Source organism: Bacillus smithii, assembly GCF_001050115.1.
Taxonomy (GTDB): Bacteria; Bacillota; Bacilli; order Bacillales; family DSM-4216; genus Bacillus_O; species Bacillus_O smithii.
The window spans coordinates 3,060,001-3,076,251 of record NZ_CP012024.1 but is presented as its reverse complement, the minus strand read 5'-3'; the positions used below and the strand labels follow the sequence as shown (position 1 = coordinate 3,076,251).

At 42.9% G+C, this 16,251-nt stretch carries 12 protein-coding genes, 11 tRNA genes and 2 rRNA genes (1 of these 25 only partly in view); 23 read left to right on the top strand and 2 right to left on the bottom strand.

Annotated elements, in window-relative coordinates; translation table 11 throughout:
- Window positions 1–427: 427 nt before the first annotated feature.
- Window positions 428–1,849 (top strand): degradosome RNA helicase CshA, encoded by a 1,422-nt coding sequence (cshA, locus tag BSM4216_RS14445; RefSeq protein ID WP_048624155.1) that lies wholly within the window; start codon window positions 428–430, stop codon window positions 1,847–1,849.
- Window positions 1,850–1,941: 92 nt separating this feature from the next.
- Here cshA and BSM4216_RS14440 read toward each other — a convergent pair whose 3' ends face one another.
- The gene (locus tag BSM4216_RS14440; protein WP_048624154.1) at window positions 1,942–2,538 is read right to left on the bottom strand and encodes a rhomboid family intramembrane serine protease; all 597 of its coding nucleotides are present in this window, start codon (window positions 2,536–2,538) and stop codon (window positions 1,942–1,944) included.
- 150 nt (window positions 2,539–2,688) lie between these two features.
- Here BSM4216_RS14440 and acpS point away from each other — a divergent pair, with 150 nt between their 5' ends.
- The 8 genes from acpS (at window position 2,689) to BSM4216_RS14390 (ending at window position 11,761) form a co-directional block, all read left to right on the top strand.
- A complete protein-coding gene (gene acpS, locus BSM4216_RS14435; RefSeq protein WP_004439383.1) occupies window positions 2,689–3,054 on the top strand; it encodes a holo-ACP synthase in 366 nt (121 codons plus the stop codon).
- Between the two features lie 181 nt (window positions 3,055–3,235).
- On the top strand, window positions 3,236–4,246 hold the full coding sequence (locus tag BSM4216_RS14430) for a LolA family protein (RefSeq protein ID WP_004439380.1): 1,011 nt from the start codon (window positions 3,236–3,238) through the stop codon (window positions 4,244–4,246).
- 176 nt (window positions 4,247–4,422) lie between these two features.
- Window positions 4,423–5,598, top strand: a complete 1,176-nt coding sequence (gene alr / locus BSM4216_RS14425; RefSeq protein ID WP_048624153.1) for an alanine racemase — start codon at window positions 4,423–4,425, stop codon at window positions 5,596–5,598.
- A gap of 167 nt (window positions 5,599–5,765) precedes the next feature.
- On the top strand, window positions 5,766–6,047 hold the full coding sequence (locus tag BSM4216_RS14420; RefSeq protein WP_004439375.1) for a CopG family ribbon-helix-helix protein: 282 nt from the start codon (window positions 5,766–5,768) through the stop codon (window positions 6,045–6,047).
- Window positions 6,048–6,051: 4 nt separating this feature from the next.
- On the top strand, window positions 6,052–6,402 hold the full coding sequence (gene ndoA / locus BSM4216_RS14415; RefSeq protein WP_004439372.1) for a type II toxin-antitoxin system endoribonuclease NdoA: 351 nt from the start codon (window positions 6,052–6,054) through the stop codon (window positions 6,400–6,402).
- Window positions 6,403–7,758: 1,356 nt separating this feature from the next.
- Entirely contained in the window at window positions 7,759–8,229 is a 471-nt protein-coding gene (rsbW, locus tag BSM4216_RS14405; protein ID WP_048624151.1) for an anti-sigma B factor RsbW, read from the top strand.
- Entirely contained in the window at window positions 8,207–8,998 is a 792-nt protein-coding gene (sigB, locus tag BSM4216_RS14400) for an RNA polymerase sigma factor SigB (RefSeq protein ID WP_048624150.1), read from the top strand. Before rsbW ends, sigB begins: the two co-directional genes overlap by 23 nt.
- A gap of 609 nt (window positions 8,999–9,607) precedes the next feature.
- Window positions 9,608–11,761: a Tex family protein gene (locus tag BSM4216_RS14390; protein WP_176573001.1), complete on the top strand. Its 2,154-nt coding sequence runs from the start codon at window positions 9,608–9,610 to the stop codon at window positions 11,759–11,761.
- A 43-nt stretch (window positions 11,762–11,804) separates the two neighbouring features.
- On the opposite strand, the gene cmpA is transcribed toward BSM4216_RS14390, so the two are convergent.
- Window positions 11,805–11,945: a cortex morphogenetic protein CmpA gene (cmpA, locus tag BSM4216_RS16795; RefSeq protein WP_156179266.1), complete on the bottom strand. Its 141-nt coding sequence runs from the start codon at window positions 11,943–11,945 to the stop codon at window positions 11,805–11,807.
- A gap of 287 nt (window positions 11,946–12,232) precedes the next feature.
- Between cmpA and BSM4216_RS14385 the strand changes: the two genes are divergently transcribed.
- The 14 genes from BSM4216_RS14385 to BSM4216_RS14320 all read left to right on the top strand — a co-directional run.
- Window positions 12,233–12,706 carry a SprT family protein gene (locus BSM4216_RS14385; protein ID WP_048624148.1) on the top strand — a complete coding sequence of 158 codons (474 nt, stop codon included), beginning with the start codon at window positions 12,233–12,235 and terminating at the stop codon, window positions 12,704–12,706.
- A 267-nt stretch (window positions 12,707–12,973) separates the two neighbouring features.
- Window positions 12,974–13,048, top strand: a tRNA-Asn gene (locus BSM4216_RS14380).
- Window positions 13,049–13,057: 9 nt separating this feature from the next.
- A tRNA-Ser gene (locus BSM4216_RS14375) sits at window positions 13,058–13,150 on the top strand.
- A 4-nt stretch (window positions 13,151–13,154) separates the two neighbouring features.
- Window positions 13,155–13,226 (top strand) — tRNA-Glu (locus BSM4216_RS14370).
- Between the two features lie 46 nt (window positions 13,227–13,272).
- Window positions 13,273–13,348 (top strand) — tRNA-Asp (locus tag BSM4216_RS14365).
- Between the two features lie 8 nt (window positions 13,349–13,356).
- Window positions 13,357–13,431, top strand: a tRNA-Gln gene (locus BSM4216_RS14360).
- A 10-nt stretch (window positions 13,432–13,441) separates the two neighbouring features.
- A tRNA-Lys gene (locus tag BSM4216_RS14355) sits at window positions 13,442–13,514 on the top strand.
- A gap of 6 nt (window positions 13,515–13,520) precedes the next feature.
- Window positions 13,521–13,605 (top strand) — tRNA-Leu (locus BSM4216_RS14350).
- A gap of 56 nt (window positions 13,606–13,661) precedes the next feature.
- A tRNA-Leu gene (locus tag BSM4216_RS14345) sits at window positions 13,662–13,744 on the top strand.
- A 9-nt stretch (window positions 13,745–13,753) separates the two neighbouring features.
- A tRNA-Arg gene (locus BSM4216_RS14340) sits at window positions 13,754–13,830 on the top strand.
- 23 nt (window positions 13,831–13,853) lie between these two features.
- Window positions 13,854–13,927, top strand: a tRNA-Pro gene (locus tag BSM4216_RS14335).
- Between the two features lie 9 nt (window positions 13,928–13,936).
- Window positions 13,937–14,010 (top strand) — tRNA-Gly (locus tag BSM4216_RS14330).
- A 52-nt stretch (window positions 14,011–14,062) separates the two neighbouring features.
- Window positions 14,063–15,617, top strand: a 16S ribosomal RNA gene (locus BSM4216_RS14325).
- Between the two features lie 135 nt (window positions 15,618–15,752).
- Window positions 15,753–16,251: ribosomal RNA gene (locus BSM4216_RS14320) — 23S ribosomal RNA — on the top strand; it runs 2,434 nt beyond the window's last position.
- The 16S and 23S rRNA genes sit together here with 11 tRNA genes alongside, the layout of an rRNA operon.

Sequence of the window (16,251 nt, the reverse complement as noted above, 5' to 3'; positions counted from 1 at the left end):
ATACCAACCGGAGGTCTCCTTTCATTTCCACCATTAAGAGGGTTAGCGATTGTGTACTTCTAGACTATAATGGAAAGTTCAAGCTCATTGCTTTTCGATATCTTTACTCGTATCCGTGTGTAGGAAACTGAGTTAGCGGATAAAAGTGACGCTAAATATCGCTCTTCAGTGGGAAGAGTATTTTTTTGTTTAAGGTGTTTTATTCATGTTTTTTTGAAAAACTAATTTTAAGACCGTTTCATGTGATTGAAACTTCCATATTTTTTCTTGATTGACTGTTCTCATCCATATCATTTTCATCAAAAGGAAAAATATAAATAAAAGGAATTTATCGTGAAACAATGAAGGCCTTTTTGAAAAGTAAGACGAAAAAAACTGCATATTGTGTAACAAACATTTATTTAGGTTTAAGAAGGAGAAGAGAGAATTGACAAAATTTGTAGAATTAGGTTTGAGTCCAGCTCTATTGAAATCGATTGACCAACTGGGTTTCGAGGAGGCGACTCCGATCCAAGCGGCCACGATTCCAAAAAGCTTAGACGGAAAGGATTTGATCGGACAAGCTCAAACGGGTACAGGGAAAACCGCCGCTTTCGGTATTCCGTTAATGGAAAAAATCGATACGAAAAATCATCATATTCAAGGAATGATCATAGCCCCTACACGGGAATTGGCCATCCAAGTATCAGAGGAATTATATAAGATCGGCTATCATAAACGGGTGCGCATTCTTGCAGTGTACGGCGGCCAAGATATTCAAAGACAAATCCGCGCTTTGAAAAAACAGCCGCATGTGATTGTGGGAACTCCGGGAAGAATTCTTGATCACATCAATAGACAGACATTAAAATTAGACCATCTTCATACGCTCGTTCTTGACGAAGCGGATGAAATGCTCAATATGGGTTTTATTCAAGATATTGAAGCCATCCTTTCCCATATGCCGAGAGAACGGCAAACCCTTCTTTTTTCTGCAACAATGCCGGAACCGATCCGTGCTATTGCCGAAAAATTTATGAAAAATCCGGAATTAGTTCAAGTGAAAGCAAAAGAAATGACGGTTCCGCAAATTGAACAATATTTTATCAAGATTCAAGAAAGAGAAAAATTTGACGTTCTTTCCCGGCTTCTGGACGTACAATCTCCTGAGCTTGCGATTGTATTCGGCAGAACGAAGCGTAGAGTGGATGAATTGACAAGGGCGCTTACTTTGCGCGGGTATTCTGCTGAAGGGATTCACGGGGACCTTAGCCAAATGAAGCGTTTGAACGTCCTGAAAAAGTTTAAAGAAGGAAAAGTCGATGTTCTTGTGGCGACCGACGTCGCGGCACGGGGATTGGATATTTCCGGGGTTACTCATGTTTATAACTATGATATTCCGCAAGATCCGGAAAGCTATGTTCACCGTATTGGCAGGACCGGACGAGCCGGAAAAGAAGGAATTGCCATTACGTTCGTATCCCCTAGGGAAATGGGCTATTTAAGAGAAGTAGAACGAACGACGAAAAAACGGATGACGCCGATGCAGCCGCCGACATGGACGGAAGCGCTCATCGGACAACAAAAAGCAGCCGTGAATGAAATTGAGACATGCTTAAATAATGAAAATTTAGAGGACTATCAAGAATTAGCGAACGAGTTGCTGGCACAGTTCCCGCCAAGTCAAGTGGTGGCCGCTGCCCTTAAACTCCTTACAAAAGAACCTAACCGCACTCCTGTCCATATTACAGAGGAAGGGCCGCTGCCAATGAAAAAAGAGAGCAGACGTTCTTTTAATAAAACACAAGGAAATCAACGCAAAAATCAAAGATCGCGCGTGAGCCGAAGAAAATCCGTTCCAAAAGCATAGGAATTCCTATGCTTTTTTGTTTGCAAATATCTGGAGCGAGAAATGCGAAAACGGCTGGTTGCTTTCCGCCATTGTCGTTCTTAATAGGATGATCATTCAACAAGGAGTTTCTTTCGATACAGGATGCCCATGAAGAATCCGCAAGCAAAACCTGCCAGGTGGGAAACGATATTCACTTCGGTTTGAATAAACGTCATCAATAGAGCGATGAGTACAACCGGAAAAATGATTTTTTGATGATGATCGGCTAGCAAAGGGGGCTTCACCAGCAAGAAAGCGGCAAAGGACCCGAATAACCCGAAAATGGCTCCGCTTGAACCGATATGAGTGTAGGTTAAAGGCATAAATAGAAAGGTGGCAGCATTTGCGAAAATCCCGGATAATAAGTAGAGTAATAAAAACTTGATTTTTTTTAACATAATCTCTAAAGGAGGAGCGAATAAAACCAGTGTGATCGTGTTGAAGAAAAAATGGGAGAATCCTCTATGAATGAAAATGGAGGAAATGAGTCGCCACCATTCTCCATTCGCAATCGCAATATTGGTTCCGGAAAAAGATTGGTAGAAAGCGACAGCAGGGAAAAAAGGAATCCATGTCGCCAAATAAAATAGAGTCTGAATACCGGCTAATGTGGAAACGCAAGGATAATAACGGATAAAATCTGCCATTCGTTCACTGCGCTGAAACATGGACTTCACCTCTGGTTAAGGGAGTGACGAAGTTGGGGCAACAACGAAATGCTTTTCGATCCTGCGTTCTAAAAGCATTTCGATGCAAGATTCTCACATGCTACCTCCATTTATATGCGGCCGGAAATCATTTAGAAGGGACGAACTGTGATGATTATTGGCATTGGTTTAGATATTGTGGAAATGGAAAGGATTGAAACGCTGATTCGTCGTCAACCGAAATTTCCATGTAGAATACTGACTGCAAATGAAATGAATATATTTCAATCTTTATCGCCAAAACGGCAAGCTGAATATTTGGCAGGGCGATTTGCGGCAAAAGAAGCTTTTTCCAAGGCCTACGGAACGGGAATCGGAAAAGAGTTGACGTTTCACGACATCGAAATTCAATATAATGAGAACGGAAAACCGATGATCGTCAAGCCTTTTAAAGAAGGAGTTCATTTAACTATTACGCATAGCCGGGAATTTGCTGCTGCTCAAGTGATCATCGAAAAAATGGGAAAAGATTTTTAAAGTACATATTCCCTATGGTTGTCTCATATATTGGATAACAGCAGGAGAGACAAGATCGAAAAGCCGAGATTGCAGGCAACAGCGCTGGACGAAAGAGGCATAAGTGCCTGTTCATCTTAGGTTATTGAACATCTTCTCTCTCCCTTTCATGTTTAAATGAGACAAAGGGGAAGTGAAAAGAATGAAAAAGAATGTGGCGCTCTTATTCATTGGCTTATTGACAATGATTGTTCTCGCTGCCTGCGGTTCTAAGACAAAAGAGGAGGTTGTTTCCGATCTAAATGAAAAAATCGGCAAATTAAAAGGGTATAAAGCAGAAGCGCAAATGACCTTAAAAGTGGGAGAAGAAAAACAAACGTATAATGTGGAAGTATGGAATAAAGAACATCAATATTACCGGGTAGAACTAAAGGCGGCCAAAAGAGACCAGAGCCAAATGATTTTGCGAAATGATACCGGTGTGTACGTATTAACTCCTGCCCTTAATAAAAGCTTTCGATTCCAAAGTGATTGGCCTAAGAACAGCAGTCAAGCATACTTATATGAGTCGTTAGTGAAAGACATTTTAGAAGATAAAGAGGCGAATTTTAAAGAAACGAAAAACCACTATGTATTTGAAACCAAAACCCGCTATCAAAACAAGCAAATCCTTCCTTACCAAGAAATCGTTTTTAACAAAAAAGACTTAACACCTGTCTCCGTAAAAGTAATGGACACCGACCACAATCCATTAGTCACCGTCAAATTCAAAAATTTGGATCTACATGCCAATTTTGATTCGTCGTCCTTTGATATGAAAAAGAATATGACAGGAGCTCAGCTTGAAGTACCGGTTGCTGCAAACTCGGGTGATCAAGATTTTTCCGTTCAATATCCTCTTGCTGATTTAGAAGGAACAAAGCTGGTGGAAGAAAATGAGTTGTCATCTGATAATGGGAAACGGGTTGTTCTTACCTATGGCGGGAAAAAATCGTTTACGATTGTTCAAGAAAAAGCTCACGCTGTTGAGGCTTCCGAACCAATTGATTTGGATGGTGAAGTGGCGGATCTTGGCTTTGCCATCGGGTCCATAACGGATCACTCGCTCTCTTGGACGTATCAAGGGGTTGACTATACGTTGGCATCGAAGAACCTCACGAAGCAAGAAATGATCAGAATTGCGAGTTCCATGCAAGGAAATCCCGAAAAATAAGAGGGAATACTTTTTTAATTGGTAATTTTACCCTATTTAAACAACGGAAACTCATATGATACAGAAAAGGCTGGCTCAAAAGTCATTTTACTTTTAGGCCAGTTCTTTTTTTGCATTTAAAAATTCGACAATATTTGTCATAATGAAGGGGAGTTTAGTGGAAAGAAGGGTCATGAGTGGATACATCTCAGTTTTACAGGGATACATGGGTTGAAATTAATTTGGATCACATTGCTTATAATGTAAAAGAAGCTTTGCAACTTTTGCCGTCTACAACGGATTTATTTGCTGTGGTAAAAGCCAATGCATACGGTCACGGTGATGTTCAAGTTGCCAACACCGCTATAAAGGCGGGAGCCAAAGGTTTGGCTGTGGCCTTTTTAGATGAAGCTTTGAAATTAAGGAACAGCGGAATCGAAGTGCCGATTTTAGTATTAGGAGCTTCCAGGCCGGAAGACGCCAAGTTGGCAGCAGACCATCGTATTTCGTTGACGGTGTTTCAGGAAGAATGGTTGGAAAGAGCGGAACCATTTTTGAATGGCTCCTCGTTAAGTGTGCATATGAAAGTAGATACGGGAATGGGCCGAATCGGTGTAAGGACCGAAAAAGAGTTGAAAGCATTGGAAAAACGAATTATGCGTTCCCCTGCCTTTCGATTAGAAGGGATTTTTACTCATTTTGCGACAGCCGACGAAGTAGATACAGATTATTTCCGGAAACAATTTGAAAAATTTCAAGTGATGGTGCAACTTCTGGAACAAAAACCAAAATATATTCATTGCGCGAATAGTGCAGCTACTTTAAGGTTTAAAGAAACATCTCATGCTTTTAATCTCGTTCGCTATGGAATTTCGATGTATGGGCTGTCGCCTTCTGCCGACATCCAATCCCTTCTTCCTTTTGAATTAAAACCGGCATTATCTCTGCATACAAAAATTGTTCATGTGAAAAAGGTGAAGAAGGGAGAAAGAATCAGCTACGGGGGTGTATATGAAGCAAAGGAAGATGAATGGATCGCTACTTTGCCAATCGGCTATGCAGACGGCTGGATTCGCAAGCTTCAAGGCCAAGAAGTGCTGGTTGGCGGGAAAAGAGCTCCTATCGTAGGACGAATTTGCATGGATCAATGCATGATCCGCTTAGATGAGGAAGTGCCCGTAGGAACGGAAGTCGTTTTGATCGGTAAGCAAGGCCGGGATGAAATCACGATGGATGAAATTGCGGCAAATCTTGAAACGATTCATTATGAAATTGGTTGTATGATTTCCCATCGAGTTCCCCGTGTCTATATAGAATCCGGAAAGATTGTGGACGTTTCAAACCCACTTTTGTCTTCTCACCGGAAAATGTAAGCAGTGAACTTTTTTCTTTGTCAATATAAATGCATAATTTTCGTGTTTTTATGACGATAATAGGTGAAGAATTCATAATTTATCTTTTCGGGCGGCTCAATTGATGGTATCATGGATTTGGTAGTGTAAAGAGACGGTTATTGCAGTGAACGGTGGAGGTGTAGTTCGTGTCTGAATCCAGCACAACGACAGAAATCTTAATTCGATTGCCGCAGCAATTTTTAAACGAATTAGACGGATTTGCTGAGCAGGAAAATGTGAATCGCAATGAATTTATTTATCGCGCCACAAAAGCGTATCTTCGAGAACGCAAAAAGCGTCAAATAAGGGAAACGATGAGACGAGGCTATATGGAAATGGCAAAAATCAATCTTGCTATTGCCTCCGAGGCTATTCAAGCGGAATATGAGGCAGAGAATACGGTAGAACGATTAGTAAGTGGGGGCTAATCCTTTGATTGTTAAGCGTGGTGATGTGTATTTTGCAGACCTTTCCCCTGTTGTCGGCTCGGAGCAAGGCGGAGTGCGTCCAGTACTAGTCCTTCAAAACGACATAGGGAACCGGTTTAGTCCCACTGTAATTGTTGCTGCTATCACAGCGCAAATCCAAAAAGCCAAACTGCCTACACACGTAGAAATTGACGCAAAGCGATATGGTTTTGAGCGGGATTCCGTTATCTTGCTGGAACAAATACGCACAATTGACAAACAACGCTTAACGGATAAAATTTCCCATTTAGATGAAGAAATGATGGAAAAAGTGGACGAAGCCTTGCAAATCAGTTTAGGTCTAATAGACTTTTAAATGAACGCTCCTTGGTTGTCTAAAGGGGCGTTGTTATTTACTCACATTTAAAAACGTTTGCGGTTGCGTGTAAATGCAAAAAAAGCCGTTTATTTGTCGGAAAGTCTACTTTAATAAATTGGCTCTTATCTTTAGAGAAAAAAGATTTTTTCTTTGGACTGCCTATCTGCTTCAAAAATCTTCACCTTAACCTTCGTGTAGGTGTGTGATTGCCGTCAAGCAAAGCATACTCTGCGGATTTGCAAGGATAGCATTCAACATGAACCCGCCTTTTACTTCCGTTTGTTTTGATCTATTTACCCGATGCACGCATTTCAGTCAGCCTTGTTTGAAAAAGGAAAACCGTTATTCTGAAAATTAGAAATATGACTGAGAATAGTTTATGATTGACTAAAGTGGTTTACATGACAGAAATCAGCAAACTTTCAATAGTACTAAAATGACTCGTTTTATGTTTATAAGCGGATGTAATTATCCGAAAATATAGAAAATTTTAGATAAAATGAAGTGGGGGATTCTCTATTTGTGTTGGAATTTTAGAGTGGGAGAGAAATGGTTTTTCGTTTTTAAACACTTCAAGGAGGAATGATATGAACGTCTTTTATAAGAATTTCATATTATCCATCGTATTATATTTTGTTTTAGTTATTTTTGATTATGTTGAAAATAATACATTCAATTGGACTGAAAACATGATACAATCTTTGTTTTTCGTTGTATTTTTTAGATTGTTTGTGTGGTTATTAGACGGGAAAAAGAATAAAAAAAATAAAACCTGACCTCTTAAAAATTAAGGGATCAAGGTTTTTATTTTTACCCCCGTATGCTGTGTGCCTCATCATTACATTTCATCAAATAGTACGCAAGTTGGGCCGCAATAGATACAGCCTTTTAAACACCCAGTTTTGCAGCTGCCTAACACGGGTTATAGGACTAACTGATAGAAATTCTCCAATTCGGTTTTTGGTTTTTTATTGAGACAGGCGTCTACCTTGGCAACCAGTTATACCATTCATTGTACTTCGATCATTTTAATATCTAAACCTATGAGATATAGCCGAATAAAGAACGGTATGGAAAAAGAGCAGCGATTAAGAAAAGATTGCGTTTTCCATGAGTTAAGAAAATTACGATTCTTATGCGGAGGAAAAGGAGAATTAGGTAGTTGTGGATTGGTTCGACTTGAAATAATTGGATAGTACATGCCTCGAAGTATTTGTTATTCTTTTTACAAATGGCAGATTCATTAGAAATTTTATTGAATGGGGCTTACAGAACGATTCAATAGATGATTTGACATCATCAGATTTTGTGGATATCTTGAACATGTAACAAGAAAGCAGAGGATGGAGTGTCATGGGGCAGCCTTTTGATTATATCGAGATGAAAATACCTGCCAAGCCGGAGTATATAGGAGTAATCCGTTTAACGCTATCTGGGATCGCAAGTCGAATGGGTTTTATGTATGAGGCTATTGAGGACTTGAAAATTGTTGTCAGCGAAGCGATTCTCAATGCAATACCATTTGCGTACCAAGAACAAGGAAAAGGAGAAATGGTCATTGGATTTTCTCTATATCATGATCGATTGGAATTAATGGTGGCCTATAGAGGTCAAAGTTTCCATTCATCTGATTTGAAAAAGGAGATGTGCCATCTTGAACAAAGGGAAGGAGAATTTTTTCGTGAAGGAGGATTAGGATTATATTTGATTGAAACGCTTATGGATGATGTGAAAATCCATCACCAAGAAGGGGTATCCGTCTTTATGACAAAATACCTTAAAAGAGAGCAGGTGGAGAGGGATGCGAAAACCATCTCAACCTAATGAATGTCCTTTTAAACAAAAGGTTATGAAATGGATCGAAGAGTTTCAGCGTCATAAATGCCAAGAATCGCAGGAAAAAATCGTGACGCATTATCATCATTTGGTTGAATCGATTGCACGAAAGTATTCCAAGGGAAAATCTTATCATGAGGACATCGTACAAGTTGGAATGATCGGGCTTTTAGGGGCCATCCGCCGCTATGACCGATCTTTTGGCAAAAGCTTTGAAGCGTTTGCGGTACCAACTATTGTCGGCGAGATCAAACGCTATTTGCGGGATAAGACATGGAGTGTTCATGTTCCCCGCAGAATTAAAGAACTGAGCCCTAAAATTCAATCAACAGTCGAAAAACTGACAAGTGAAATGCAAAGATCACCGCAAATAAAGGAAATCGCTGATTACTTGGATATCTCGGAAGAAGAAGTTTTGGAAGCGATGGAAATGGGGAGAAGCTACCAGACGTTATCCGTAGATCGTACAATTGAAGCTGATTCTGAAGGTGGCACTATGACACTGCTTGATATGGTGGGCAATGAGGAAAAAGGATATGAAAAAGTGGATCAGCGTCTCGACTTGGAAAAGGTTCTTCCTGTACTGAGCGAAAGAGAATGGAAAATTATACAGTATACGTATTTGAAAAATATGAGCCAAAAAGATGTAGGCGAAAAGCTGGGAATTTCCCAAATGCATGTGTCCCGTCTTCAACGTCGCGCCGTTCAAAAATTAAAAAAAGCCATTCGATCCGAAACGATGAATTCGGAAAAATGAAACCGATGCATAATTGGAAACATAGTGTGTCATTTGCTGCTTCCCAATCTCATAAAAAATTTGGCATAGACAGTTTTTCTGAATATAGAGATGGGGAAACCAAAAAAGCATAATTTTTCGTTTGAAACCAATGATAAGAAAGTATTTTTTGAGAGGAATTAGCAGTTTGATTGATTTTTTCTAAAAAAGAATGACGATGGGGATCACGGGCGAGAAGGGTTCTCTCGTCATTTTTTTTGGAAAAAATTGAATCAATGAGCTGCCAGAGTCCCAACCAACCCCCTACTTTCTTCCTCATTCCGTCTCACCTTATCTGCTAAAGAGGAAATTATGATAAAATGGGAGAACACATATATGATCAATCGAATGTCTATTAGAGCGGGTGTATTAGCTCACCTTGATGTTTTTTGAATCATCCGACTAGAGGGCAGCTTAACTATTTAACGGATAAGAAGAAGCTTTTGCTGCTCATCGATAGTGTATCGATTGAAAAGGACTTCCCCGATTCTCCATTTGGAAGACTTTTTTGCTTTTTCTAGAAGTTTAGGAAAAGGAGTGAACTCCGTTTTGAACGGAACGAATATGATTGAACAATCGACTGACAGAGAAATGAATTTACTAAAAAAGATAGCTGAAGAACAATCACTAAAATGGAAACAAGTACAAACGGTTATTTCCATGTTGGAAGAGGGCAATACAGTCCCGTTTATCGCTCGTTACCGAAAAGAAGCAACCGGAGCGCTCGACGAAGTTCAAATTCGTTCGATTATGGAAAGATGGGACTACCTTCAGAACTTGGAGAAACGAAAAGAAGAAGTTTTGCGCAGCATTGAAGGACAAGGCAAGCTGACGGAAGAATTGCAGCAAAAGATTTTAGCTGCTGATAAACTGCAAGAGGTAGAAGACTATTACCGCCCGTATAAACAAAAAAGACGGACAAAAGCGACCATTGCCAAGGAAAAAGGTCTGGAACCTTTCGCTCTTTGGCTGCTAAGTTTCCCGGTGACGGGGTCTGTTGAAGAAGAAGCAACGAACTATTTATCAGACGAAAAAGAACTTTTCTCGATAGAAGAAGTCATCCAGGGTGCCAAAGACATTATCGCGGAAATGATCTCGGATGATGCTTCTATAAGAGACTGGATTCGAAAAGAAACATTTCGAAATGGAACGTTAAAGTGTACGGTGAAAGATGCGGAAAAAGATGAAAAAAAGGTTTATGAAATGTACTACGAATATGAAGAACCGGTCATTAAAGCAGCTTCCCACCGTGTATTGGCCGTGAACCGCGGAGAAAAAGAAGAGATTTTGCGGGTGTCAATTCAAACAGATGCGGAAAACATTTTACGCTTTTTACAGAAAAAGGTCATTCAAAATAAGGAAAGCATATCTGCCCGTTTTGTTCAAGAAGCGCTGGAAGACAGCTACAAACGGCTCATACAACCTTCTATTGAGAGGGAAATTCGCAATCAATTGACAGAAAAAGCGGAAGACAGGGCGATCCATATTTTTTCAGAAAATCTGAAAAGGTTGTTAATGCAACCACCTTTAAGAGGGAAAACCGTTCTTGGAGTGGATCCGGCTTATCGTACGGGATGCAAACTGGCCGTAGTCGATGAAACAGGAAAAGTTCTTCATATCGGAGTGATTTATCCCCATCCTCCGAAAGCAAAGAAAGAAGAAGCGAAACGCCTTTTTATTGATTTCCTGGAACGTTTTCCAATTGAAGTAGTAGCCATTGGCAATGGAACGGCTTCTCGGGAAACAGAACAATTTGTGGCAGACATTTTAAAAAATATGGAAAAAGATATTTTTTACCTCATTGTAAACGAGGCCGGCGCGAGTGTTTACTCTGCTTCTGATTTGGCACGCGAGGAGTTTCCCGATCTTCAAGTGGAGGAAAGAAGCGCCGTATCGATTGCCAGAAGGCTTCAAGATCCTTTGGCGGAACTAGTCAAAATCGACCCGAAATCCATTGGCGTAGGACAATATCAGCACGATGTTTCACAGAAAAAATTGCAGGAATCCCTTAATTTTGTGGTGGAGACGGTTGTGAATTCAGTGGGGGTAAATGTCAACACGGCTTCAGCCTCTTTGCTTCAATATGTTTCTGGACTTTCTAAATCCGTTGCCAACAATATTGTGAAGTATAGAAATGAAAATGGCCGGTTTACTAATCGGATGCAGCTAAAAGATATTCCGAGGTTAGGAGCAAAAACGTTTGAACAGTCTATTGGCTTTTTAAGAATTTTAGATGGGGAAGAGCCATTGGACCGGACTCCTATTCATCCGGAAAGCTATCCGCAAGTCCGCCAATTGCTTGAAAAACTAGGATTTACGACAGCTGATCTTGGCACGTCTGAATTGCGGGAAGCGTTGGAACGGCTTTCCATTAAAGATGCAGCTGAATCGTTAGGCATCGGTGAACTGACTCTGAAAGACATTGTCGATGCTCTTATTCAACCGGAAAGAGATCCTCGTGATGAACTGCCTAAACCGCTTTTAAAGAAAGATATTTTGAAAATGGAAGACCTCAAACCAGGCATGGAGCTCGAGGGAACAGTTCGCAATGTAGTAGATTTTGGAGCTTTTGTGGACATCGGAGTGAAAGAAGATGGACTTGTTCATATTTCCAAAATGAAAAAAGAGTTTGTGAAACATCCTCTCGATGTAGTGTCGGTGGGCGACTTGGTCACTGTCTGGGTCGATCAGGTTGACTTGAATAAAGGAAGAGTTTCATTAACAATGATTTCTCCTAATGAGTAGACATGCACCAGAGTGCATTTTCGCAGTGCGGGATGTCATCGGTCTATACAGACTTGAGTGGTTTTACGTTTTGCTTCAATTCTCTTTCCGTGTAAAAAAACCAGCATTGGTTTAATAACTTGATTTGGCTTCGGTCTTTTTGCAAAAACGCCATTCGTATTTGATTTTTTAGCCAATTAGGCATATCAAACCCTCCCAGTGTTGATAATCAACCGTCTAAACGGGCCGCAGGACTCTAGCTTTGAAGGCGGGTGCTGCGGCTTTCTTGATGCTATAAGCACAGGATTCTTTTGCGGTCGAAGGATGAGCCCGTTTTTTTACCGAGTGGCACGAAATACAGTTTGTATGAAGCGATCAAACGAAGGTGCCGGATGTTGTGACAGAATGGGCCAAGCTTAAAATCAAAAGAAAAATCCGGATATTAATAAGTATGCTGAATAGGTTTGTCAAGTTTCCAGAGGGGTGTTGAGGTTGGATAACAAAGAATTGCAGTCTCTAGTAGAGACAATTTCACGACAATGGTTTGGTAAAGCATTTACTCATAAAGCGATTTTCAACCCGAGGCTAAGAACTACCGGCGGAAGGTATTTGTTGAATTCTCACAATATAGAGGTGAATAAGAAGCATTATGAAGAGTATGGCTTAGAAGAATTAATAGGAATTATAAAGCACGAGCTTTGCCATTACCATTTACATTTAGAGGGGAAGGGCTACCGACATCGTGACAGGGACTTTAAAGAATTAATGCATCGCGTGAAAGCGCCTCGTTTTTGTTCCACCTTGACCACTGTTCAGAAAAAGCGCTCGACAAAACAATATATTTATCAATGTCAATCGTGCAAACAAATTTTCAAGCGTATGAGAAGGGTGGATACTAAGAAATTTGTTTGCGGAAAATGTAAAGGGCGACTCTCTTTAATGGAAAGTCATTTTGTAAGGCATTAAACAGAAGACGACTTTCCATTGACTGTTCAAAAGTTTTTTATATCATTTTTGTTATTTTGAAATAACCTGAGGCGGGAATGGAGACAGTAAGTGACAGGGTGTAATGGAACCAACATAAAATTTGTTGCAAAGTGATGGTGGGATCCTAAATAGAATGCCCATTTGAAGAACATGGTAATAAAAAATTTTTTCATTTTATGCTTGACTTGTTAAATATAGGTCATTATAATATGAAGAGTCGACAAGCTAATAAGTTATTTCAATTGTTCCGCAGTAGCTCAGTGGTAGAGCAATCGGCTGTTAACCGATCGGTCGTAGGTTCGAATCCTACCTGCGGAGCCACTTTATGAAGGAGAAGTACTCAAGTGGCTGAAGAGGACGGTTTGCTAAACCGTTAGGTCACAAATATGTGGCGCGCGGGTTCGAATCCCGCCTTCTCCGCCACCGTGGCCCGTTGGTCAAGTGGTTAAGACACCGCCCTTTCACGGCGGTAACACGGGTTCGAATCCCGTACGGGTCACTTCCATCTATAATCGGCAACAGTTGGACTGGCTGTTGCTATCTACGGTCCCGTAGTGTAGCGGTTATCACGCCTGCCTGTCACGCAGGAGATCGCGGGTTCGATTCCCGTCGGGACCGCCATTGTTTGTTGGGCTATAGCCAAGCGGTAAGGCAACGGACTTTGACTCCGTGATGCGCTGGTTCGAATCCAGCTAGCCCAGCCAACTTCTAAATGAGCCATTAGCTCAGTCGGTAGAGCATCTGACTTTTAATCAGAGGGTCGGAGGTTCGAATCCTCCATGGCTCACATTTTGCGGGTGTGGCGGAATTGGCAGACGCACCAGACTTAGGATCTGGCGCCTTCGGGCGTGGGGGTTCGACTCCCTTCACCCGCACCAAAAAAATTATTGACTTATTCTAAAAAAATAGTATAATAAGAAACGTTCTTTAAAATGCGGTCGTGGCGGAATGGCAGACGCGCTAGGTTGAGGGCCTAGTGGGGGCGACCCCGTGGAGGTTCGAGTCCTCTCGACCGCATCGGCAAATGCGCCCATAGCTCAATTGGATAGAGCGTCTGACTACGGATCAGAAGGTTAGGGGTTCGACTCCTCTTGGGCGCGCCATGTACAATTAAAAAATGTCGCATCGGGAAGTAGCTCAGCTTGGTAGAGCACATGGTTTGGGACCATGGGGTCGCAGGTTCGAATCCTGTCTTCCCGATTTGGAGATGCGGGTGTAGTTTAGTGGTAAAACCACAGCCTTCCAAGCTGTTGTCGTGGGTTCGATTCCCATCACCCGCTCCAATACAATAGATGGATCCTTGAAAACTGAACAAAACGAAGCGTAAACCAATGTTTTTTGGAGAGTTTGATCCTGGCTCAGGACGAACGCTGGCGGCGTGCCTAATACATGCAAGTCGAGCGGACTTTCAAGAAGCTTGCTTTTTGAAAGTTAGCGGCGGACGGGTGAGTAACACGTGGGCAACCTGCCTGCAAGACGGGGATAACTCCGGGAAACCGGGGCTAATACCGGATAATATCTTCCTTCGCATGAAGGAAGGTTGAAAGGCGGCGCAAGCTGCCGCTTGCAGATGGGCCCGCGGCGCATTAGCTAGTTGGTGAGGTAACGGCTCACCAAGGCGACGATGCGTAGCCGACCTGAGAGGGTGATCGGCCACACTGGGACTGAGACACGGCCCAGACTCCTACGGGAGGCAGCAGTAGGGAATCTTCCGCAATGGACGAAAGTCTGACGGAGCAACGCCGCGTGAGCGAAGAAGGTCTTCGGATCGTAAAGCTCTGTTGTCAGGGAAGAACAAGTACCGTTCGAACAGGGCGGTACCTTGACGGTACCTGACCAGAAAGCCACGGCTAACTACGTGCCAGCAGCCGCGGTAATACGTAGGTGGCAAGCGTTGTCCGGAATTATTGGGCGTAAAGCGCGCGCAGGCGGTCTCTTAAGTCTGATGTGAAAGCCCACGGCTCAACCGTGGAGGGTCATTGGAAACTGGGAGACTTGAGTGCAGAAGAGGAGAGCGGAATTCCACGTGTAGCGGTGAAATGCGTAGAGATGTGGAGGAACACCAGTGGCGAAGGCGGCTCTCTGGTCTGTAACTGACGCTGAGGCGCGAAAGCGTGGGGAGCGAACAGGATTAGATACCCTGGTAGTCCACGCCGTAAACGATGAGTGCTAAGTGTTAGAGGGCTTCCACCCTTTAGTGCTGCAGCTAACGCATTAAGCACTCCGCCTGGGGAGTACGGCCGCAAGGCTGAAACTCAAAGGAATTGACGGGGGCCCGCACAAGCGGTGGAGCATGTGGTTTAATTCGAAGCAACGCGAAGAACCTTACCAGGTCTTGACATCCTTCGCTACCTCTAGAGATAGAGGGTTCCCCTTCGGGGGACGGAGTGACAGGTGGTGCATGGTTGTCGTCAGCTCGTGTCGTGAGATGTTGGGTTAAGTCCCGCAACGAGCGCAACCCTTGACCTTAGTTGCCAGCATTCAGTTGGGCACTCTAAGGTGACTGCCGGTGACAAACCGGAGGAAGGTGGGGATGACGTCAAATCATCATGCCCCTTATGACCTGGGCTACACACGTGCTACAATGGATGGTACAAAGGGTCGCGAAACCGCGAGGTGGAGCTAATCCCAAAAAACCATTCTCAGTTCGGATTGCAGGCTGCAACTCGCCTGCATGAAGCCGGAATCGCTAGTAATCGCGGATCAGCATGCCGCGGTGAATACGTTCCCGGGCCTTGTACACACCGCCCGTCACACCACGAGAGTTTGCAACACCCGAAGTCGGTGAGGTAACCCTTACGGGAGCCAGCCGCCGAAGGTGGGGCAGATGATTGGGGTGAAGTCGTAACAAGGTAGCCGTATCGGAAGGTGCGGCTGGATCACCTCCTTTCTAAGGATATTCTTAAGTACGCTTTCGTTTTGTTCAGTTTTGAAGGATTTCATCCTTCCAAGTTGTTCCTTGAAAACTAGATAGAAAAAAGAAGCAGCATAAACCGAGTATCGCCATCTAGGATAAAACCAACATGGTTAAGTTAGAAAGGGCGCACGGTGGATGCCTTGGCACTAGGAGCCGATGAAGGACGGGACTAACTCCGAAAAGCTCCGGGGAGCTGTACGTAAGCGTTGATCCGGAGATTTCCGAATGGGGAAACCCGCTGCCCGTAATGGGGCAGCATCCTTGCCTGAATCCATAGGGTAAGGAAGGCAACCCGGGGAACTGAAACATCTAAGTACCCGGAGGAAGAGAAAGCAACAGCGATTCCCTGAGTAGCGGCGAGCGAAACGGGAACAGCCCAAACCAGAAGGCTTGCCTTCTGGGGTTGTAGGACACCAATGGTGGAGTCACAAAGGAACGAGGTAGACGAAGAGGTCTGGAAAGGCCCGTCAGAGAAGGTAACAACCCTGTAGTCGAAACTTCGTTCCCTCCCTGGTGGATCCTGAGTACGGCGGGACACGAGGAATCCCGTCGGAAGCTGGGAGGACCATCTCCCAAGGCTAAATACTCCCTAGTGACCGATAGTGAA